We start from the raw sequence: 20,448 nt of genomic DNA, 5'->3' as shown, positions 1-20,448 counted from the left end.
CCCCGGCGAGCCGGTTAGGTTCGGGGGCATGGAGAACCTGCTACGACCGCTGATCGTGGTCGGTGGCTCGGTCGTGCTCACGCTGGTGATCGGCTGGGCCACCGACTTCCTGCTGCGCAAGGCCGACGAACGGCACCACGAGACCCCGCTGTGGGGTCTGCTCCGTCGCGGCCGCATCCCCTACCAGCTCCTGCTGTGCGCGGCCCTGCTGCGAGGGTCGTACGACGAGGCACAACTGCTGGAGAGCCGCAAGGAGGGCATCGGCCAAGCGCTGACCCTGGTACTGATCGGGTCAGCCGCCTGGCTGGTGATCCGTATCGCGTCGGCGATCGTCGAGACGTCCTACAGCCGCTACGCCAATGGCCGGGCCCACCGCGACCCGGCCAGGGTCCGCCGGGTGCGCACCCAGGTGACGCTGATCATGCGGGTGGTGTCGGCGATCGTCGGCGTGGTGGCCGCGGCGAGCATGCTGCTGACGTTCCCGGCGTTCCGCGCGGCGGGTGCCTCACTGCTGGCCTCGGCCGGCATCCTCGGCATCGTCGCCGGTGTCGCCGCCCAGTCCACGCTGAGCAACATGTTCGCCGGGTTCCAGATCGCCTTCGGCGACATGGTGCGCATCGGGGACACCGTCGTCGTGGACGGCGAGTGGGGCACGGTCGAGGAGATCACGCTGACGTTCCTGACCGTGCGCACCTGGGACGAGCGGCGGATCACCATGCCGGTGTCGTACTTCACGTCCAAGCCGTTCGAGAACTGGTCGCGCGGCACGCCGCAGATGACCGGCACCGTCTTCTGGCACGTCGACCACACGGCCCCCGTGGACGCCATGCGCGAGAAACTCCGCGACATCCTGCGCCAGTGCCCGGCCTGGGACGGCCGCGCCTACGACCTGTCCGTGACGGACACCACCCCCAACACCATGCAGGTGCGGGCCCTGGTCACCGCCAAGGACGCGGACGACATCTGGACGGCGCGGGTCACGGTCCGCGAGCAGATGGTCCGCTGGCTGGCCGACGAGCACCCGTACGCCCTGCCCCGGGTCAACACGGCGGACGCGATCCTGCCGCCGTCCCAGACCCAGAACGGCCACCGCCCGTCCCAGGACGGCGTCCCGCAGCAGCGCCGCTTCCACGGCTCGACGAGGCCGGAGCGCTGACGAGGTCAACGGCTGAAGCGAACAGCTACGGGCGGGCCCGCCCCGGGGAGGGGGGAGCCTACAGCTCACCGCATGGACCGCACATCGAGATGCCGCAGCACCCGGTCCACCACCTCCGGGTCCGCCCCCGGCTCGCTTCTCGCCGCCAACACCTCATGCCGCGCCGCACTCAGCATCTCCTGCTGGATGCGCCGCACCCGCTTCAGCCGCCGGGCCCGCTCCCGATAGGCGTCCCGCCGCTCGTCCTCGGCCACTTCAGGGCTGATCCGCACCGCGATGTCGAACGCCCGCCGCACCATCTGCTCGGACAACTCCTCCGGCAGTTCCTCGGCCTCCTCGATCTCCCGGAGCCTGCGCTTCGCCGCCTTGGACGCCCGGATCGCCAACGCCTTCGCGAACTCCTTCTCGACGTCCGTGTCGGCCCGCACCCCCAGCGACCGCACCAGCCACGGCAACGTCAGCCCCTGCACCACCAACGTCGCCATGATCACCCCGAACGCGATGAAGATGATCTCGTCCCGGCTGGGGAACGGCGCCCCGGCGTCGGTCTCCAGCGGAATGGCCAGCACCAGCGCGACCGAGGCCACCCCCCGCATCCCCGACCACCACATCACCACGGTCTCGCGCCAGCTCACCGGGATGTCCTCGTCGTAGTCCCGCCGCGCGTGCAGCCGTTTGGTCAGCCAGGTCGCCGGCAGCAGCCACAACAGCCGTACGAACACGACCACGCAGACGACCACCGCCGCCCACCCGAGCAACTCGCCCCAGCGGCCGGACGCCGTGTGGATCGCGTTGTGCAACTCCAGCCCGACCAGCCCGAACGCGACGCCGGTGACGAGCGTGTCGACGATGTTCCAGAACGTGTGCCCGGCCAGCCGCGTCATGACGTCGTCGGCGTCGGACCCGTACTCCGCGAGGAACAGCGCGGTGGTGAGCACGGCGAGCACTCCGGACCCGTGCAGTTCCTCGGCCATGACGTACGAGGCGTACGGCACCAGCAGGGTCAGCCCGATCTGGAGGGTCGCCTCCCCGAGCAGTTCCATCAGCTTGTTCGCGCCCCAGCCCAGCGCGAGGCCCACGGCCACCGCCACCACGGCCGACAGCACCAGATCCAGCCCGGCCTTCCAGGGTGAGAACGTCCCGCTGACGGCGGCCGCGATCGCCACGTGGTACAGGACGATGGCCGTCACGTCGTTGAACAGCCCCTCGCCCTCCAGGATCGACACCAGCCGGCGCGGCAGCCCCAGTTGCCCGGCGACGGCGGTCGCCGCGACCGGGTCCGGCGGCGCGACCAGCGCGCCGAGCGCGAACGCCGCTGCCAGCGGCAGCCCCGGCACGATCGCGTTGGCCGCGGCGGCCACAGAGGCCATGGTGACGAACACCAGCGCCACGGCCAGCAGGAAGATCGGTCTCTTGTTCGCCGCGAACTGCCGCCAGGACGTGCGCCGCACCGCCGCGTACAGCAGCGGCGGAAGCAACAGCGGCAGGATCAGGTCCGGCGGGATCTGCACGTTCGGCACGAAGTCGAGCAGCGCGAGGACTATGCCCAGGAGTGTCATCAGCACCGGCGCGGGCATGCCGATCCGGTCCCCGACCGGGACGCTGATCACGGCCCCGAGCAGCAGCACGAACAGCAGGGCCAACTGATCCACGGTCAGCGCTCCGGAAGGTCAAACGTTCACACGACTGACCTCAAGCCTGCCACGCAACTCCCGGGACAAACCGTTTCGGCACCCGTCATGACGGGCTAAAGCGAGCGCCGCATCGCCTGGTGCGGAATGCCCGCCTCCAAGTACTCCGGCCCGTACGCCTCGTAGCCGAGCCGCTCGTAGAAGCCCAGCGCGTGCGTCTGGGCGTGCAGGTCCACGGCCGCGAGACCACGCGCGCGTGCCGCCTCCTCGATGGCCCGCACCAGGGCGGCGCCGACACCGAGACCGCGCGCGTGGGCGGCCACGGCGAGCCGGCCGAGGGAGCCCACGGACGGGTCGGCGCCGGTCTGCGCCACGGCCGCCTCCCCGAGCAGCAGCCGCCCGGTCCCGACCGGCACGCCGTCCTCCCGGACCGCCAGCACATGGACGGCCCCCCGGTCGTACGCGTCGTACTCGATGCCTTCCGGCACTCCCTGCTCGCCGACGAACACCTCCTTGCGCACCGCGAAGCACGCCTCACGGTCGGCCGGGTCCTCGGCGACCCGCACCGCGTACGACGGCGCCGGCCTCCCGCTCATGCGTACGTCTCCTCCCGGACCTGGTCCAGGGCCTTCTGGAGGTCGTCCGGGTACTCGCAGGAGAACTCCGCCCACTGCCCGTCCCCGGGGTGCTCGAAGCCGAGCCGCACCGCGTGCAGCCACTGGCGGGTCAGATGGAGCCGCTTGGCGAGCGTCGGGTCGGCCCCGTACGTCAGGTCGCCCACGCAGGGGTGCCGGTGGGCGGCCATGTGGACGCGGATCTGGTGGGTGCGGCCGGTCTCCAGCTTCACGTCGAGCAGGGACGCCGCGCGGAAGGCCTCGATCAGGTCGTAGTGCGTGACGGACGGCTTGCCCTCGGCGGTGACCGCCCACTTGTAGTCGTGCTGCGGGTGCCGTCCGATGGGCGCGTCGATGGTGCCGCTGGTCGGGTCGGGGTGGCCCTGGACGAGCGTGTGGTACCGCTTGTCGACCGTGCGCTCCTTGAACTGGCGCTTGAGCGACGTGTAGGCGTACTCCGACTTGGCGACCACCATCAGCCCGGACGTGCCGACGTCGAGCCGGTGCACGATGCCCTGGCGCTCCGCGGCCCCGGAGGTCGAGATCCGGTACCCGGCGGCGGCCAGGCCCCCGATGACGGTCGGGCCGGTCCAGCCCGGCGACGGGTGCGCGGCCACGCCCACCGGCTTGACGATCACGACCACGTCATCGTCGTCGTGCACGATCTCCATGCCCTCGACCGGCTCGGCCACCACCTGCACCGGCGCGGGCGCCTGCGGCATCTCGACTTCGAGCCAGGCTCCGCCGTGCACCCGCTCCGACTTGCCGACCACCGATCCGTCGACCGTGACCTTCCCCGCGGCGGCGAGCTCGGCCGCCTTGGTCCGGGAGAAGCCGAACATACGGGAGATGGCGGCGTCGACGCGCTCGCCCTCCAGTCCGTCGGGCACGGGCAGGGTACGGATCTCGGGAATCGTGCTCACCCGTCGAGTATGCCGGACGGGTGAGACAGCCCCGTACGGAGCCTGTGGACAACCCCTCGCGGGCTCAGTCCTTGTGGACGGTCCCGTCAGGGTCGAGCCCCTTGAACGACAGCAGCACGATCAGGATGCCGCCGCACACGATCGCCGAGTCCGCCAGGTTGAAGACGGCGAAGTGCTTGGGCGCGATGAAGTCCACGACCGCGCCCTCGAAGACGCCCGGCGCCCGGAAGATCCGGTCGGTGAGGTTGCCCAGCGCACCGCCGAGCAGCAGGCCGAGCGCGATCGCCCAGGGCAGGCTGTAGAGCTTGCGGGCGAGCCGGGCGATCACCACGATCACCGCCGCCGCGATCATGGTGAAGATCACCGTGAAGGCCTCTCCGAAGCCGAAGGCCGCGCCCGCGTTGCGGATCGCCTCGAACTTCAGCCAGTCCCCGATGATCTCGATGGGCGGGTGGTGCTCCAGCTTGGCCACCACGAGCATCTTGCTGATCAGGTCGAGGGCGTACGCAACCATGGCGACCGCGAACAGGACCGCGATGCGGCGCTTGCCCCGGGGACGCCCGGCCGCCGTCGGCTCATCCGTGCCGGACGCCCCGGCGGCCGCCGCATCGCCGGAGCCGCCGGCCGGGGCCCGGGTGCCCTCGGAGTCGGCGCGCTCGCCCGACGCCGCGTCCTCGCCGGGCCGCTCCCGCCCGTTACCGGCCGCGTCCGGTGTGTCCGGCGTACCGATGATGCGCTCCGCCTCTGCCACGTGAGTCCCTCAACCTAGGTGCCTGACTGAGGACGAGGGTACGGCACACCCCGGGCGTCCCACGTGCTCAGGAGGCATTCAGCCGCCGGTCAGTAACGGCGCTCCTGCTTCTGCTTGCACTCCACGCACAGAGTGGCCCGCGGGAAGGCCTGCATGCGGGCCTTGCCGATGGGGTTGCCGCAGTTCTCGCACAGGCCGTAGGTACCGGAGTCGAGGCGCTCCAGGGCGCGCTCGGTCTGGACGAGCATCTCGCGCGCGTTGGCGGCCAGGGCCAGCTCGTGCTCGCGCGTGATGTTCTTGCTGCCGGTGTCCGCCTCGTCGTGACCGGCGCCGTCCCCGGAGTCCCGCATCAGACCGGCGAGCGACCGCTCCGACGACTCGAGCTCCTCACGCAGCCGGGTCTCCTCGGACGTCAGCTCGGCACGCGCCTCCTCGACCTCCGCCTCCGTCCAGGGGTCCTCGCCCGGGCGTACCGCGAGCTCACCTGGCTCCACCGCGGCCGCCCGTGCCTTCGGAACAGCGGTCTTGGCCGCCGTTGCCGTGCCAGGAGTCTTCTTCGCGCCCACCGTCGTCGCTCCCGTCTGCTGCGCGGCCTCGGCCGCACCCGCCTTCTTGGCCGTGCTGCTCCCGGCCGTGTCCTGTGTGACGGCGCCGGTCCGGGCCGCGCCCTTCCCGACTCCGCCCTTCGTGGTGGTGCTCTCGCCTCCGGCGCGAACGCCCTCGGCCTCGACGCCCTTCTCGGCGGCACCGGCCTCGGCGGCCTTCGCCCTCCTGACAGCGTCCTTCTTTGCCGCCGTCTTCCTGGCCACCGTCTCCTTGACCGCCGCCTTCTCGGCCGCCGTCTCTTTGGCTGCCGCCTTCCGGGCTGGCGCCTTCCTGGCTGGCGCCTCTGTGGCCGCCGCCTTCTCAGCCGCCTTCCCGGCTGCCGCCTCCTTGGCCGCCGTCTCCTTGCCCGGGGCCCCCTCGACCGCGGCCTCCTTGGCCGCCGTCTTCCTGCCTGCCGCCCCCTTGAGCGCTGTTTCCTTGGCCGCCGCCTTCTTTGCCGCCGCCGTCTTGGCGGGGGCCTTCTTGGCCGGGACCTTTCCAGCCACGGCCTCCTTGGCCGCCGTCTTCCTGGCTGCCGCCTTCTCGGCCGCCGTCTCCCTCTCGGTCGTCTTCTCGGCCGGAGCCTTGCCCGCGGCCTCCTTGGCCACAGCCTCCTTCGTCGCGGCCCTCTTCGTCGCGACCTTTTCGGCAACGGCCTTCTCGGCCTTGGCCACCACTTTCCCGGCCACGGCCTTCTTGCCCGTCACCTTCTTGACCGCCGACTTCGTCTTCTCGACAGCCGCCTTCGTCCCCTCGGTCGCCTTCCCGGCCGCCCCCTTCGCCGCCCGCCCCGCCGAGCCCCCCTGTGTGGTCTTCTTCCCGCCCACGTCCTTGGCCGCACCGCCGGAGGCCTCCGCGGACCTGCCGGACGCCGGCTGCTGTACGGCGGTCTTCTTCGCCACCATGGCCGCGGCCCCTTCACATATTGTGATCTTGCTCGTGAATCGTGCTGGGACGATAAATCGACTTGAGTCCCGCGGCAACGGGGCACACCGCCCGATTCGCCCGCCTCGCGCACGGCGCGCGGCGAACCTGCATCCGTTGTGCCCAGCTCCCCGCCGGGTAATCCGCCGAGCCGGACGTCCCAGGATCCGAACACCCATACCTCGCCATTCGGGTCATCAAACCCATACGTCACCCATTACGGCGCCCCTTACGGCTCCCTGTCCCCGACCGCCCCCGAAAATGCGGTCGGCCCCTGTCCGTGCGGCGCCGTACACTGGGCGGAGCGAAAAGCGTGGATGGGGACGAGTAGCGGCGTACGCAGCCCAGAGCGACCCGGGGACGGTGGAAGCCCGGGGGCGAGCGCGACGTGAAGATCACCCCGGAGCCGCCGGAAGAAAGCCGCATCCCGAGGGCAGTGGCCAGTAGAACCGGCATCGCGACCCCAATGAGGGGGCTCACCGGCGCACACCCCGCGCCGGAGGGCCAAGGAGGGTGGTACCGCGGGAGCGCGCCGAAGGCGGCGCAGGCAGACACAGCTCTCGTCCCTCCGGACGGAAGGCAGCAAGTCCGCCGGAGGAAGCCCGCTGATGACATCGCCGACGTACCGCCAGGTGCCCGCCCAGGTCGACCTGCCCGCCCTCGAGCACGCCGTGCTCGACTTCTGGCGCGAGCAGAAGATCTTCGCCAAGACCCTGGAGCAGTCCGAGGGCCGCCCCGAGTGGGTGTTCTACGAGGGTCCGCCCACCGCCAACGGCATGCCCGGCGCCCACCACATCGAGGCCCGCGTCTTCAAGGACGTCTTCCCCCGCTTCCGCACCATGCGCGGCTACCACGTGGCCCGCAAGGCCGGCTGGGACTGCCACGGCCTCCCGGTGGAGCTCACCGTGGAGAAGGAGCTCGGCTTCTCCGGCAAGCAGGACATCGAGGCGTACGGCATCGCCGAGTTCAACGCGAAGTGCCGCGAGTCGGTGACCCGGCACACGGACGCCTTCGAAGAACTCACGACCCGCATGGGCTACTGGACCGACCTCACCGACCCCTACCGCACCATGGACCCCGAGTACATCGAGTCGGTCTGGTGGTCGCTCAAGGAGATCTTCAACAAGGGCCTGCTGGCCCAGGACCACCGCGTCGCCCCCTGGTGCCCCCGCTGCGGCACGGGCCTGTCGGACCACGAGCTGGCGCAGGGCTACGAGACGGTCGTCGACCCGTCGGTCTTCGTCCGCTTCCCGCTCACCTCCGGCCCGCTGGCCGGCGAGGCCGCGCTCCTGGTGTGGACGACCACGCCCTGGACGCTGGTCTCCAACACGGCGGTCGCCGCGCACCCCGAGGTGACCTACGTCGTCGCGACCGACGGCGAGGAGAAGCTCGTCGTCGCCGAGCCGCTCGTCGCCAAGGCCCTCGGCGAGGGCTGGGAGACCACCGGCCAGACGTTCACGGGCGCCGAGCTGGAGCGCTGGACGTACCAGCGCCCGTTCGAGCTGGTCGAGTTCCCGGAGACCGAGGGCGGCACGCACTACGTCGTGAACGCCGAGTACGTCACGACCGAGGACGGTACGGGTCTGGTCCACCAGTCCCCCGCTTTCGGTGAGGACGACCTCAAGGTCTGCCGCGCGTACGGCCTGCCGGTCGTGAACCCGGTCCGCCCGGACGGCACGTTCGAGGAGGACGTCCCCCTCGTCGGCGGCGTCTTCTTCAAGAAGGCGGACGAAAAGCTCACCGAGGACCTCCAGCAGCGCGGTCTGCTCTTCAAGCACATCCCGTACGAGCACAGCTACCCGCACTGCTGGCGCTGCCACACCGCGCTGCTCTACTACGCGCAGCCCTCCTGGTACATCCGCACCACGGCAGTCAAGGACCGTCTCCTCGCGGAGAACGAGAACACCAACTGGTTCCCGGACACGGTCAAGAACGGCCGGTACGGCGACTGGCTGAACAACAACATCGACTGGGCCTTGTCCCGCAACCGCTACTGGGGCACCCCGCTGCCGATCTGGCGCTGCGCGGACGACCATCTCACCTGCGTCGGCTCCCTCACCGAGCTGACCGAGCTGACCGGCGCCGACCAGTCGGGCCTGGACCCGCACCGCCCGTTCATCGACGAGGTCACCTTCGCCTGCCCGCAGGACGGCTGCGGGCAGACCGCCACGCGCGTGCCCGAGGTCATCGACGCCTGGTACGACTCGGGTTCGATGCCGTTCGCGCAGTGGGGATACCCGTACAAGAACAAGGAGATCTTCGAGGCCCGTTACCCGGCGCAGTTCATCTGCGAGGCCATCGACCAGACCCGCGGCTGGTTCTACACGCTGATGGCGGTCGGCACGCTGGTCTTCGACAAGTCCTCGTACGAGAACGTGGTCTGCCTGGGCCACATCCTCGCCGAGGACGGCCGCAAGATGTCCAAGCACCTGGGCAACACCCTGGAGCCGATCCCGCTCATGGACCGGCACGGCGCCGACGCGGTCCGCTGGTTCATGGCGGCCGGCGGCTCCCCGTGGGCGGCCCGCCGCGTGGGCCACGGCACCATCCAGGAGGTCGTCCGCAAGACGCTCCTCACGTACTGGAACACGGTCGCCTTCCAGGCCCTGTACGCGCGTACGTCCGGCTGGGCCCCGTCCGAGGCCGACCCGGCCCCGGCCGACCGCCCGGTCCTGGACCGCTGGCTGCTGTCCGAACTGCACGCGCTCACCGACCAGGTCACCCAGGCCCTCGACGCCTACGACACCCAGCGCGCCGGCAAGCTGCTGTCCGCGTTCGTCGACGACCTGTCGAACTGGTACGTGCGCCGCTCCCGCCGCCGCTTCTGGCAGGGCGACAAGGCGGCGCTGCGCACGCTGCACGAGGTCGTCGAGACGGTGACACAGCTGATGGCCCCGCTGACCCCGTTCATCACCGAGCGGGTGTGGCAGGACCTGATCGTCCCGGTCACCCCGGGTGCCCCCGATTCGGTCCACCTGTCGACCTGGCCGGAGGCGGACCTCACCGCCATCGACCCGGAGCTGTCGAAGCAGATGGTGCTGGTGCGCCGGCTCGTGGAGCTGGGCCGTGCCACGCGCGCGGAGTCGGGCGTCAAGACGCGTCAGCCGCTCTCCCGCGCCCTGATCGCGGCGACGGGCTTCGAGGCGCTCGGCTCGGAACTGCGCACGCAGATCACGGAGGAGCTGAACGTCGAGTCCCTGGCGACGCTGAGCGAGGTCGGCGGCTCCCTGGTCGACACCACCGCGAAGGCCAACTTCCGCGCGCTGGGCAAGCGTTTCGGCAAGCGCGTCCAGGACGTGGCCAAGGCCATCGCGAACACGGACGCGGCCGCGCTGTCCCTGGCCCTGCGCGAGGGCACGGCGTCGGTGGAGGTCGACGGCGAGACGGTCACCCTCGCTCCGGACGAGGTGATCATCACGGAGACCCCGCGCGAGGGCTGGTCCGTGGCATCCGACTCGGGTGCGACGGTGGCGCTGGACCTGGAGATCACGGAGGAGCTCCGCCGTGCGGGCCTGGCCCGTGACGCGATCCGCCTGATCCAGGAGGCGCGCAAGAACAGCGGCCTCGACGTGGCCGACCGCATCGCACTGCGCTGGACCGCCACGGACCCGGCGACGGTCGCTGCCCTCACCGACCACGCCGGCCTGATCGCCGACGAGGTCCTGGCGACCGACTTCGCCGAAGGCGGCGCGGACGACAGCTTCGGGAACCCCTTCACGGACGAGGGGCTGACGCTGACGTTCCGCCTGCGCAAGGCGTAGCCACAGGGCGTAACCCCCAGGCCGAAGGCCCGGACCCGCCAAAAATCTTGGTGAGTCCGGGCCTTCGGCGTTGCGTGCGCACGAACGCGGTTGCGCATGCACGAACACCGGTGCTGTGCGCACGGACACGTGCGGCAAAAGGGCGGGGCCCCGGGTTCAACCCGGGGCCCCGCCCTGAACGCTGCCGACGTCTACGCCGTACTACTGGCCATCAGGCCGTCAGTTGTCGTCCTCGTCGATCAGGAAGCCCCGCATGGGCGAGGGCGCCTGACCCATCGGCGACGGACCCTGCGGACGCACCGGCGCCATGGGCTGGGTCATCGCCGGGGACATCTGCTGCTGACCGCCGTAGGACGGACCGGACTGCGAGGGGCCGCCGCCCATCGTCTGGTTGCCACCGCCGTACGACGGGGCGCTCGCGCCGGCCGGTGCCATGGAAGGCGCCGGGGACGGCGGGAGGGAGGCGGTCGCCGGAGTACGCGGCGGGGCCAGCGAGTCGTCGGCCTGGGTCTCCAGCTGACGCAGCTGCGACTCCAGGTACGACTTCAGGCGCGTGCGGTACTCGCGCTCGAAGCCGCGCAGGTCCTCGACCTTGCGCTCCAGCGTGGCGCGGGCGGACTCCAGGGAGCCCATCGCGACGCGGTGCTTCTCCTGCGCGTCCCGCTCCAGGGCATCGGCCTTGGCACGGGCGTCACGCTCCAGACCCTCGGCACGCGAACGCGCCTCGCCGACGATCTTGTTGGCTTCGGAACGGGCCTCGGCGATCGCCTGGTCGGCGGTCTGCTGGGCCAGCGAGAGGACACGGGCGGCGCTGTCGCCACCGGGGCCTCCCTGACCGGGGCCGCCCATCGGACCACCCATGGGGCCGCCCATCGGACCACCCATCTGCTGCTGCATAGGGGGCTGGCCCATCGGGCCGGGACCGCCCGGACCCTGGCCCATGGGGCCGGGACCCTGCGGGCCACCCTGACCGCCGGGACCGGCGGGCAGCTGCGGGGCACCGCTCGGCAGCTGGGGCGGACCACCCATGGGGCCACCCATCTGCTGCTGCGGCGGGCCCGATATGCCGGCGGGTACGGGACCACCTGGACCGCGCATGCCCTGCTGCTGCTGTTGCTGTTGCTGTTGTTGCTGCTGATCCTGCTGCTCCGGAGGCTTGCGCATGTTCTGCTGATTCTGGGCAGCAGCGCGCGTGGCCGCGGCCAGCTTGGCGCGCAGGTCCTCGTTCTCGCGGAGCAGGCGGGTCAGTTCGGCTTCGACCTCGTCGAGGAAGGCATCGACCTCGTCCTCGTCATAGCCTTCTCGGAGGCGGACGGTCGTGAACTGCTTGTTCCGCACGTCCTCGGGGGTCAACGGCATCTCTTCACCTCAACGTAGTCGTCGGCATTCGGCAAGACCGTAGTTCACATCGCTCACAGCCGGCTCACGATCGAGATCAGGATGTAGACGATGATCATCAGCACGAAGAAGGACAGGTCGAGCGCCACGCCCCCGAGACGCAGCGGCGGAATGAACCGCCGCAGAAGCTTGAGCGGTGGATCCGTGACAGTGTAGGTGGCCTCCAGAACGACCACCATCGCCTTGCCTGGTTGCCATGAGCGGGCGAACTGGAAGACATAGTCCATGACCAGCCGGAAGATGAGCACGATGAGGAAGCACATCAGCGCGATGTAGACGACATCCAAAACCACGCTCATGACCTCTTGCTTCCCTCTCCCCTGTGCCCTGCTGTTACTGCTGCTTCCGGTGTTACGTCTCAGCTCTGGTTGAAGAACCCGCCCTCTGCGATGCGGGCCTTGTCCTCCGCCGTGACATCGACGTTAGCAGGCGACAACAGGAACACCTTCTGCGTCACCCGCTCGATACTGCCGTGAAGACCAAACACCAAACCGGCCGCAAAGTCGACAAGTCGCTTCGCATCTGTGTCATCCATCTCAGTCAGATTCATGATCACCGGAGTGCCTTCACGGAAGTGTTCCCCGATGGTACGGGCCTCGTTGTAGGTCCGTGGGTGAAGCGTGGTGATCCGGTAAGGCTCTCGTTCGGACACGACCTTGGGCATGATCACCGGTGCGTTCTTCTCCAGACTTGCGCGTTCTTGTGTGATGGATGCCACGGGCGCGATGCGCGCCGGGCGGCCGGATTCCGCGGGTAGCGAAGCGGAACGGGCGGCCGGTTCACGAGGTGCGGGCGGCTGTACGACTCGTACCTCTTCGTCCCTTTGGGGCTGATGTGAGCCGTGCGGCTGGTGGGACGGCTCGTGCCGTCGGTGGTCCCGCTCGGGCTCCGGGTCCAGCTCTGGTTCGAAGTCGTCGTCGGGATCGAATCCGCGGCCGTCGTACCCATCGTCCTCCACGAGGCCGAGGTAGACCGCCATCTTGCGCATCGCGCCGGCCATGCTCTGAGTCCTCCGCTCTGTGGTGGATCGGCTGACGACTGCCAGGTGCCCGCGATCCACGAGGTCCTTGAATCCGCCTTTCGGCGGCAATGACCATATTTTCTGCTGTGGTCCGACTTCCTGGCGACGTTACCCGAGCCTGGGGCGGACTCCGAGTACCGCGCTGCCGACGCGCACATGTGTCGCTCCGGCCGCCACGGCCTGTTCGAGGTCCGCACTCATCCCTGCCGAGACCATGGTGGCAGCCGGATGACTCCGGCGCAGGTCGGTCGACAAATCCATCAACCGCCCGAACGCCGCCTGTTCGCGTCCCGCGTACTCCCCGGTGAGCGGTGCGACGGTCATCAGTCCGCCGAGCCGCAGCCCCGGTGCTTCGGCGACGAGGTCGGCCAACTCTTCGATTCCCGCGGGCGCCACGCCTCCCCGCTCACCCCGCGCGCTCTCGCCGGCGTCGAGTGCGACCTGGATGAGACACCCCAGCTCCCGCCCGGCCCGGACGGCCTCCTTCGACAGAGCTGTGACGAGCTTGGAACGATCGACGGACTGCACGAAGGCCGCGTAACCGGCCACGGATCGCACCTTGTTGGTCTGGAGTTGACCGACAAAATGCCAAGTAAGGGGCAGATCCGCGCAGGCGGCGGCCTTCGGTGCCGCGTCCTGGTCGCGGTTCTCGGCGACGTGCCGCACGCCGAGTTCCGAGAGGATCCGCACATCGGTCGCGGGGTAGGTCTTGGTGACCACGATCAGGGTCACCTCGTCACGCCCCCGCCCCGCGGCCGCGCACGCGTCGGCGATGCGTCGCTCAACTTTCGCCAGATTTGCGGCGAGTTCTTCCTTACGGTCCGTCATGCCCTATCAGTCCAGCCACACATAGCCCGCGAGCCGACCGGTCGTGCGGTCGCGGCGGTACGAGAAGTGATCCTCCGACTCCAGCGTGCACACCGGCGACTGCGCCCGGTCGCGCACCCCGAGCCGTTCCAGTTGGGCGTGCACTCCGGCGCTCACGTCGACCGCCGGTGTGCCCCAACTCGTCTCGGCGTACGCCGCCGGCTCGATGGCGGACACCTCGGCGCGCATCGCCTCGGGCACTTCGTAACACCGGCCGCACACGGTGGGCCCGGTGCGGGCGACGATCCGGGAGGGCTCGGCACCCAGGTCCGTCATCGCGCGTAGCGCGGCCGGGACGACTCCGGCGATCATGCCGGGGCGGCCCGCGTGGGCCGCGGCGGCGATTCCGGCGACGGGATCGGCGAGCAGGACCGGCACGCAGTCGGCGGTGAGCACGGCGAGGGCGAGCCCCCGCCGCGTCGTGACGATCGCGTCGACCGACGGGATCTCGGGGGAAGATCCCCACGGCCCGTCCACCACCGCCACGTCGGCCCCGTGCACCTGGTTCATCCAGACCACCCGGTCCGGCTCGACGCCCAGGGACTTCGCGGCCAGTTCGCGGTTGGCGTGTACGGCGTCGGGGTCGTCACCGACCGCCCCGCCGAGATTGAGCTCCTCATACGGAGCGGCGCTCACCCCGCCCCACCGGTCGGTGAAGGCGAAGTGGGCGCCGCTCGCGCTTTCGCGCTGTCCTATCACGTCAGAAGGATCACTTGAGGAAGTCCGGTACGTCCAGTTCCTCGGCCGCGCTGTCCGAGTAGGTCCGCGGCGCCGGCGGGACCGGCGGGGCGACCGGGATGTCGTTGACCGGCTCCGGAGCGGGCTCCGGGTCCTCCTTCGGGGTCACGCTGCCGAGCGAACCGAAGGACGGGCGGCTCTCGGTCTGCCGTACCGGGGTCGGCTCCTCACGCTTGACCGAGGACGAGCCGAGGACGTTGTCCCGCTTGGAGGGCGGCTGGCCGCCGTCGAAGCCGGCCGCGATCACGGTGACTCTGACCTCGTCGCCCAGGGCGTCGTCGATCACCGCGCCGAAGATGATGTTGGCCTCGGGGTGGGCGGCCTCGCTCACCAGCTGGGCGGCCTCGTTGATCTCGAACAGACCGAGGTCCGAGCCACCGGAGATGGAGAGCAGCACACCGCGGGCGCCGTCGATGGACGCCTCCAGCAGCGGGGAGGAGATCGCCATCTCGGCGGCGGCGACCGCGCGGTCGTCGCCGCGGGCGGAGCCGATACCCATCAGGGCCGAGCCGGCCTCGGACATGACCGACTTGACGTCGGCGAAGTCGAGGTTGATGAGGCCCGGGGTGGTGATGAGGTCGGTGATGCCCTGGACACCGGAGAGCAGGACCTGGTCGGCCGACTTGAAGGCGTCCAGCACCGAGACCTGGCGGTCCGAGATGGACAGCAGTCGGTCGTTCGGGATGACGATGAGGGTGTCGACCTCTTCGCGGAGCTCGGCGATGCCGTCCTCGGCCTGGTTCGCGCGGCGCCGTCCCTCGAAAGTGAACGGGCGCGTCACCACGCCGATGGTGAGGGCACCGAGCGAGCGGGCGATGTTGGCCACGACGGGCGCGCCGCCGGTGCCGGTGCCGCCGCCTTCACCGGCTGTCACGAAGACCATGTCGGCCCCCTTGAGGACCTCCTCGATCTCCTCGCGGTGGTCCTCGGCGGCCTTGCGGCCCACGGCCGGGTTGGCTCCGGCGCCGAGTCCGCGGGTGAGTTCACGGCCGACGTCCAGCTTGACGTCGGCGTCGCTCATCAACAGAGCTTGCGCGTCGGTGTTGATGGCGATGAACTCGACGCCCTTGAGACCGACCTCGATCATCCGGTTGATGGCATTGACACCACCGCCGCCGACACCGATGACTTTGATGACTGCGAGGTAGTTCTGCGGTGCTGCCACGTCGAAGGCCTCTCGCCTCGAGTTACGTGTCGCCGAATCACCGTGGCGCGCTGCGCCCCGCGACCCGACGACTGATGCCGAATGGGACGGTCCGTATCGCCGACCCGAACCCTAACCCTGAAGTTTAGGGTTACCAGTGTGTCTGTTCCTTGGAGTCTTCTGAACAGGACACTAAGTCGACAAGTGGCGCACGTTCAACGAACACGCCGAACCTCCCGTTTTTCTTTTCACCCTATGTGATCAGCCGTAGCACTGCCCAACCAGGGTGCTGGCCTGCGCGGATGTGCGTCAACTTCCTGATGACGCAGGCGCGGTGGGGACACTCACGTCGAAGTACCGCGCGCCGGGCGAGGCTTTCATCAGGGCGGTGAGCGTACGGGCCTTCGCGGCGCCCTTCTCGCTGCTGCCCCAGACGACCGTACGGCCGTCCCTCAACTCCAGCGAGATGTCGTCGTAGGAACGGGCCTTGACGGTCCGTGTGTCGCGCGCGACGGCGGCCGGAACCGCACGGGCGACGCCGACCGCCTCGCGCACCAGCCGGGACTCGCCGAAGCGGCGCAGGCTCGCGGCGGCGGAGCTGGACCGGGAGAGCGTCAATTCCAGTGCGGGCACGCCTTTCGGCGCCTTGGAAACCGTGGCGAAACGGACACCTTCATCGTCCACTTCGACGAACTTTCGGCCCTTTTGGACAATCAGAACCGGAGTCCGCTCGACCACTTTCAGGTCGATTCCATGGGGCCAGGAACGGACCACGTCAACCGAGTCAATTCGGGGCATTTTTTGGCGCAGTCTCGTCTCGATCGCATCGGTGTCGACGGAAATCAGCGGCTCCCCCAGGGGGACGTCGGCGGCCGCCTCGACCTGAGCCGGCGTCAGGACCCGTGTACCCGACACGGAGACCTGCTCGGCGCGCAGCCAGTCGGAGCCGTAGAAGAGCCACACCGTCGGGATGCCGAGGAACACCAGGACGAGACCCAGGATGACGATCGCGCGAAGCCGGGCCCGCCTCGACCGCAGGCGGGGCGGCGGGCCGGACGACTCCTGCTGGCGTTCACCGCGCTCGGCGGTGGTCGATCCGGCCACGCTCCCCTGCCTTCCGTCATACAGTCCTAGCGGTGTGCACGACTGGCGGCGATCGCCTCGTACACCATGCCGACGAGCAGGTCGTCGGCGTCCCGGCGGCCGAACTCGGCGGCGGCGCGGGACATCTGGTACAGCCGGTGCGGGTCGGCGAGCACGGGCAGCACGTTCTGCTGGACCCACTCGGGGGTCAGCTCGGCGTCGTCGACCAGCAGGCCGCCGCCGGCCTTGACCACCGGCTGGGCGTTGAGCCGCTGTTCGCCGTTACCGATGGGCAGCGGGACGTAGGCGGCCGGGAGCCCGACGGCGGAGAGCTCGGCGACGGTCATCGCGCCCGCGCGGCAGAGCATCATGTCGGCCGCGGCGTACGCGAGGTCCATCCGGTCCAGGTAACTTACCGGGATGTAGGGGGGCATCCCCGGCATCTGCTGGACGTGCGGCAGTTCGTTCTTCGGTCCGACCGCGTGCAGGATCTGGATCCCGGCCTGCTGGAGCCAGGGCGCGACCTGCTGGACGACCTCGTTGAGGCGGCGGGCGCCCTGGGAGCCGCCGGTGACCAGCAGCGTGGGCAGGTTCGGGTCGAGCCCGAACGCGGCGCGGGCCTCGGGGCGTACGGCGGCCCGGTCCAGGGTGGCGATGGAGCGGCGCAGCGGGATGCCGATGTAGCGGGCGCCCCGCAGCTTGCTGTCCGGGGTGGAGACGGCGACCTGGCTGGCGTAGCGCGAGCCGATCTTGTTGGCCAGGCCCGGGCGGGCGTTGGCCTCGTGGATGACGATCGGCACGCCGAGGCGCTTGGCCGCGAGGTAGCCGGGCAGGGCGACGTAGCCGCCGAAGCCGACCACGGCGTCCGCCTTGGTGCGCTCCAGGATCTGCTCGGTCGCCTTGATGGTGCCGCGCAGCCGGCCCGGGACGGTGATCAGCTCGGGGGTGGGCTTGCGTGGCAGCGGTACGGCGGGGATCAGCGCGAGTTCGTACCCGCGCTCGGGTACGAGACGTGTCTCCAGGCCTCGCTCCGTGCCCAGGGCTGTGATGCCCACGGTCGGATCCTGCCTGCGCAGGGCGTCCGCGAGGGCGAGCGCGGGCTCGATGTGGCCCGCGGTTCCTCCGCCGGCGAGTACGACATGCACCGAAATTCACCGCTCTCCGGACGAGCGCGCCGCCGAGGCGCGCCGTCGCATCGTGTTCCATCTCCGGGGACTCCGGCCGGAACCGGTTCCCCCAGCCCCCCGCTTTCTACCAAAGCAGGGTTGCCGCATCGCAAGCGCCGCCCGCGCAGCGGGCTCGTCACGCGCGAAGGCGATCAGCAGCCCGATGGCGAACATGGTCGGCAGCAGGGCGGATCCCCCGTAGGAGAACAACGGGAGGGGGACGCCGGCGATCGGCAGCAGACCGAGCACCGCACCGATGTTGATCACGGCCTGGGCCGTGATCCAGGTGGTCACGCCTCCCGCGGCATACCTCACGAAGGGGTCCTCCGTGCGTCCGGCCACGCGGATACCCGCATAGCCTAGAGCCGCGAAGAGGGCGAGTACCGACAGCGTCCCCGCCAGGCCCAGTTCCTCACCGGTGACGGCGAAGATGAAGTCGGTATGGGCTTCGGGGAGTTGGCCCCATTTCTCCACACTCGCACCCAGCCCGGAGCCGAAGATTCCGCCGGAGGCGAGGGCATAGATGCCGTGCACGGCCTGCCAGCAGTCGACGGGACCGGACTGGGGTTCGGTGGCGCCGAGGCACTGCAGGCGGGCCATGCGGTTCGAGCTGGACGTGATGAGGATGGCGCCGAGCACCGCGGCGATCGACAGGACGCCGATGAACAGCCGGGTGGGAGCGCCCGCCAGCCACAGCAGGCCGAACAGGATCGCCGTGAGGATGATCGCCGTACCCATGTCGCCGCCGATCATGATCAGGCCGAGCAGCATGAAGGCGGCCGGCACCAGCGGCACGAGCATGTGCTTCCACTGGGTCAGCAGCTTCTTGTCCTGTTTGCGGGCGAGCAGGTCGGCGCCCCACAGCACGAGGGCGAGCTTGCCGAACTCGCTGGGCTGGATCTGGAAGGAGCCGCCGAGCGCGATCCAGTTCTGGTTGCCGTTGACCGACACTCCTATCCCGGGGACCTGCACCAGGGCCATGAGGAAGACGGCGCCCGCGAGGATCGGATAGGCCAGGGCCCGGTGCAGCTTCACGGGCATCCGGGAGGCGGCGAAGAGCAGCCCGGCGCCGATCACGGCGGCCAGCAGCTGCTTGCGGAAGAAGTACGAGCCCGGCAGCGACATCTGGAGCGCGGTGATCTGGGAGGCCGAGTAGACCATCACCAGGCCCAGCACGGTGATCAGCAGACTGCCGCCGAAGATGAGGTAGTAGGCGGTCAGCGGCCGGTCCCAGCCCCTGCGCGCACGGGTGTAGAAGGCCAGGACGCCGTTCTCAGGGGCGAGCCGGGGCGTCACCGGGCGCTTGGGAGTGCGTGGAACCGGAGGCCTTCCGGTGCGGCTGGTGGGCATCGCCGCTCACCCCGCCATGCCGGAAGACGACGTTCCGAAGCGAACGCTCCCCGGCCGCTCGGGCACCAGCCACATCCGTGTCACGCGTCCCTCCCAGATACGCCCGGCGCCGCCGGGCGAGGCGGACCCGGGTCAGCCGTCGGCGGAGCCGAGCTCGCGAACGGCGTCCGCGAAAGCGTCCCCGCGCTTGTTGTAGTTGGCGAACATGTCCATGGAGGCGCAGGCCGGAGCCAGCAGCACCGTGTCACCGGCCTGAGCGAGCCGCCGCGCCTCCTGCACCGCCGCGCGCATCGCCCCAGTGTCGGTCCGGTCGAGGTCGACGACGGGTACTTCCGGGGCGTGTCGCGCCAGGGCTTCGCGGATCAGCGCGCGGTCCGCGCCGATCAGTACGGCCCCGCGCAGCCGCGGCGCCGACTTGGTGACCAGCTCGTCGAAGGTCGCACCCTTCGCGAGCCCGCCCGCGATCCACACGATCGACTCGTAGGCCGCCAACGAGGCTTCCGCCGCGTGGGTGTTGGTGGCCTTGGAGTCGTCGACGTACGCGACCCCGTCCACGTCGGCCACGTGCGCGATGCGGTGGGCGTCCGGGGTGAACGCCCGCAGACCGTCCCGTACGGCCTTGGCGGGCACGCCGTACGCCCGCGCGAGGGCCGCCGCCGCGAGGGCGTTGGCGATGTTGTGCGGGGCCGGCGGGTTGACGTCGGCGACCTCGGCGAGCTCCTGGGCGTTCTTCTGCCGGTTCTCGACGAAGGCGCGGTCGACCAGGATGCCCTCCACGACACCGAGTTGGGAGGGGCCCGGGGTGCCGAGGGTGAAGCCGATGGCCCGGCAGCCCTCCTCGACGTCGGCCTCGCGGACCAGGTCCTCGGTGGCCTTGTCGGCGGCGTTGTAGACGCAGGCGACGCTATTGCCCTCGTAGATACGGCCCTTGTCGGCGGCGTACGCCTCCATGGAGCCGTGCCAGTCGAGGTGGTCGGGGGCGAGGTTGAGCACGGCGGCCGAGTGGGCGCGCAGCGACGGCGCCCAGTGCAGCTGGTAGCTGGACAGCTCCACGGCCAGCACGTCGTACCGCTCCTCGCCGAGCACCGCGTCCAGCAGGGAGACGCCGATGTTGCCGACGGCGGCCGTGCGCAGGCCCGCCGCCTTCAGGATCGAGGCGAGCATCTGCACCGTGGTGGTCTTGCCGTTGGTGCCCGTGACGGCGAGCCACGGGGCCGCGTCGGGACCGCGCAGGCGCCAGGCCAGCTCGACGTCGCCCCAGACGGGGACGCCCGCCCGCTCCGCCGCCGCGAACAGCGGCTTGTCCGGCTTCCAGCCGGGCGCGGTGACGATCAGC

General features: G+C 70.2%; 17 protein-coding genes. 2 read left to right on the top strand and 15 right to left on the bottom strand.

Going from position 1 to position 20,448, the window contains the following annotated elements:
• Window positions 1-28: 28 nt before the first annotated feature.
• Window positions 29-1,156: a mechanosensitive ion channel family protein gene (locus tag AOQ53_RS09150; RefSeq protein WP_059416488.1), complete on the top strand. Its 1,128-nt coding sequence runs from the start codon at window positions 29-31 to the stop codon at window positions 1,154-1,156.
• A 65-nt stretch (window positions 1,157-1,221) separates the two neighbouring features.
• On the opposite strand, the gene AOQ53_RS09145 is transcribed toward AOQ53_RS09150, so the two are convergent.
• From AOQ53_RS09145 to AOQ53_RS09125, 5 genes are all read right to left on the bottom strand, one after another.
• Window positions 1,222-2,808, bottom strand: coding sequence for a Na+/H+ antiporter (locus AOQ53_RS09145; protein WP_059416487.1), 1,587 nt, complete (start codon window positions 2,806-2,808; stop codon window positions 1,222-1,224).
• 95 nt (window positions 2,809-2,903) lie between these two features.
• A complete protein-coding gene (locus AOQ53_RS09140; protein WP_059416486.1) occupies window positions 2,904-3,383 on the bottom strand; it encodes a GNAT family N-acetyltransferase in 480 nt (159 codons plus the stop codon).
• On the bottom strand, window positions 3,380-4,324 hold the full coding sequence (locus AOQ53_RS09135; RefSeq protein ID WP_059416485.1) for an RluA family pseudouridine synthase: 945 nt from the start codon (window positions 4,322-4,324) through the stop codon (window positions 3,380-3,382). Before AOQ53_RS09135 ends, AOQ53_RS09140 begins: the two co-directional genes overlap by 4 nt.
• A gap of 64 nt (window positions 4,325-4,388) precedes the next feature.
• Complete coding sequence (gene lspA / locus AOQ53_RS09130) at window positions 4,389-5,075, bottom strand: signal peptidase II (protein ID WP_059416484.1); 687 nt, start codon at window positions 5,073-5,075, stop codon at window positions 4,389-4,391.
• An 89-nt stretch (window positions 5,076-5,164) separates the two neighbouring features.
• Window positions 5,165-6,565, bottom strand: coding sequence for a TraR/DksA family transcriptional regulator (locus AOQ53_RS09125; RefSeq protein ID WP_174523247.1), 1,401 nt, complete (start codon window positions 6,563-6,565; stop codon window positions 5,165-5,167).
• Window positions 6,566-7,192: 627 nt separating this feature from the next.
• Here AOQ53_RS09125 and ileS point away from each other — a divergent pair.
• On the top strand, window positions 7,193-10,345 hold the full coding sequence (gene ileS, locus AOQ53_RS09120; RefSeq protein WP_059416483.1) for an isoleucine--tRNA ligase: 3,153 nt from the start codon (window positions 7,193-7,195) through the stop codon (window positions 10,343-10,345).
• A 219-nt stretch (window positions 10,346-10,564) separates the two neighbouring features.
• Here the strand turns inward: ileS and AOQ53_RS09115 are convergent, their stop codons facing one another.
• From AOQ53_RS09115 to murD, 10 genes are all read right to left on the bottom strand, one after another.
• Window positions 10,565-11,704 carry a DivIVA domain-containing protein gene (locus tag AOQ53_RS09115; RefSeq protein WP_059416482.1) on the bottom strand — a complete coding sequence of 380 codons (1,140 nt, stop codon included), beginning with the start codon at window positions 11,702-11,704 and terminating at the stop codon, window positions 10,565-10,567.
• A 53-nt stretch (window positions 11,705-11,757) separates the two neighbouring features.
• Window positions 11,758-12,042, bottom strand: a complete 285-nt coding sequence (locus AOQ53_RS09110; RefSeq protein WP_007448661.1) for a YggT family protein — start codon at window positions 12,040-12,042, stop codon at window positions 11,758-11,760.
• 59 nt (window positions 12,043-12,101) lie between these two features.
• Window positions 12,102-12,743 (bottom strand): cell division protein SepF, encoded by a 642-nt coding sequence (sepF, locus tag AOQ53_RS09105; protein WP_059416514.1) that lies wholly within the window; start codon window positions 12,741-12,743, stop codon window positions 12,102-12,104.
• 129 nt (window positions 12,744-12,872) lie between these two features.
• Window positions 12,873-13,592: a YggS family pyridoxal phosphate-dependent enzyme gene (locus AOQ53_RS09100; protein ID WP_059416481.1), complete on the bottom strand. Its 720-nt coding sequence runs from the start codon at window positions 13,590-13,592 to the stop codon at window positions 12,873-12,875.
• A gap of 6 nt (window positions 13,593-13,598) precedes the next feature.
• Window positions 13,599-14,330 carry a peptidoglycan editing factor PgeF gene (gene pgeF / locus AOQ53_RS09095; protein ID WP_059416480.1) on the bottom strand — a complete coding sequence of 244 codons (732 nt, stop codon included), beginning with the start codon at window positions 14,328-14,330 and terminating at the stop codon, window positions 13,599-13,601.
• Window positions 14,331-14,340: 10 nt separating this feature from the next.
• Window positions 14,341-15,534 carry a cell division protein FtsZ gene (gene ftsZ, locus AOQ53_RS09090; RefSeq protein ID WP_059416479.1) on the bottom strand — a complete coding sequence of 398 codons (1,194 nt, stop codon included), beginning with the start codon at window positions 15,532-15,534 and terminating at the stop codon, window positions 14,341-14,343.
• Between the two features lie 288 nt (window positions 15,535-15,822).
• Window positions 15,823-16,617 carry a cell division protein FtsQ/DivIB gene (locus tag AOQ53_RS09085; protein ID WP_059416478.1) on the bottom strand — a complete coding sequence of 265 codons (795 nt, stop codon included), beginning with the start codon at window positions 16,615-16,617 and terminating at the stop codon, window positions 15,823-15,825.
• A gap of 26 nt (window positions 16,618-16,643) precedes the next feature.
• A complete protein-coding gene (gene murG / locus AOQ53_RS09080) occupies window positions 16,644-17,741 on the bottom strand; it encodes an undecaprenyldiphospho-muramoylpentapeptide beta-N-acetylglucosaminyltransferase (RefSeq protein ID WP_059416477.1) in 1,098 nt (365 codons plus the stop codon).
• Window positions 17,742-17,747: 6 nt separating this feature from the next.
• Window positions 17,748-19,112, bottom strand: coding sequence for a putative lipid II flippase FtsW (gene ftsW, locus AOQ53_RS09075; protein WP_059416476.1), 1,365 nt, complete (start codon window positions 19,110-19,112; stop codon window positions 17,748-17,750).
• 132 nt (window positions 19,113-19,244) lie between these two features.
• Window positions 19,245-20,448 (bottom strand): UDP-N-acetylmuramoyl-L-alanine--D-glutamate ligase (gene murD / locus AOQ53_RS09070; protein WP_059416475.1); only part of this gene is annotated, 1,204 nt, incomplete at its 5' end.

It is taken from the genome of Streptomyces azureus, assembly GCF_001270025.1.
Classification (GTDB): domain Bacteria; phylum Actinomycetota; class Actinomycetes; order Streptomycetales; family Streptomycetaceae; genus Streptomyces; species Streptomyces azureus.
The sequence above is the reverse complement of the archived record's forward strand: the minus strand, read 5'-3'. Positions and strand labels throughout refer to the sequence as shown.